Genomic DNA, 862 nt, shown 5'->3' on the forward strand with positions numbered 1-862 from the left:
GCCGAAACGCCCTTGAGACTGTTGACCAGTTTGGACAGGGCGACCTTCGGCGGGTAGTGGATCAGTAGGTGGACGTGGTCATGTTCGCCGTTGAACTCACGCAGCTCGACCTCGAAGTCGGCGCACACCTCCCGCATGATCTCCTCGCAGCGGGCCAGCATCTCGTTCGTGAACGCCCCCCGCCGATACTTGGTGACAAAGACCAAATGTGCGTGAAGGTTGTATGTGACATGGCGTCCGGTCCGGACATCGGGGTTCGCGTTCCATCGCGGTGACATAAACCAAATGATATGATCAGTGTGTGGAGGTGGTGAAGCAGACCCGGGCGCACGTGGCGCGTCTCGACCTGAGCACGGCCCAGATCGCCGTGCTGGACGGCCAGGCACACACCGCTCGCGCCCTGTGGAACCTGCTCCACGAGTACGTCACCTTCCGGCAGGGCCGTCTGGCCTCGATCAAGGACTGCGACACGGCGATCCGACAGGCCCGCCGCGAAATCGACTGGATAGGCCAACTGCCCGCCCAGGCAGCACAAGCGGTACTGAAAACGTATCGGCAGGCGTGGGCGAATTTCTTCGATCCCGGCCACCCGGCGAAACGGCCCAGCTTCAAGAACCGGTTCCGGTCCCGGATGGCCGTTGACGTCCCCCAGGGGCGGGACCTGAACATCGTCCGGCTGAACCGGCGGTGGGGCGCAGTCAACCTGCCCAAGGCCGGCCGGGCCCGGTTTCGGTGGACCAAGGATCTGCCCGGCACCACCAAGGGCGGCCCTGCCGGGCGGATCACCGGAGCCCGCCTGGTCAAAGAAGCCGACAGCTGGCACATCGTGTTCCGAGCCGAACGCCAGGTGCCTGCCCCGGCC

General features: G+C 65.0%; 2 protein-coding genes. One reads left to right on the forward strand and one right to left on the reverse strand.

The features are described from left to right. Positions 1-278 (reverse strand): IS200/IS605 family transposase (tnpA, locus tag QSK17_RS35690; protein WP_285711119.1); only part of this gene is annotated, 278 nt, incomplete at its 3' end. A 23-nt stretch (positions 279-301) separates the two neighbouring features. On the opposite strand from tnpA, the gene QSK17_RS35695 reads away from it, so the two are divergent. After that, positions 302-862 (forward strand): nuclease/transposase family protein (locus QSK17_RS35695; protein WP_502889355.1); only part of this gene is annotated, 561 nt, incomplete at its 3' end.

Origin of the sequence: Microtetraspora sp. NBRC 16547, assembly GCF_030268965.1 — a bacterium.
In the GTDB taxonomy this organism is placed as follows: Bacteria; Actinomycetota; Actinomycetes; order Streptosporangiales; family Streptosporangiaceae; genus Microtetraspora.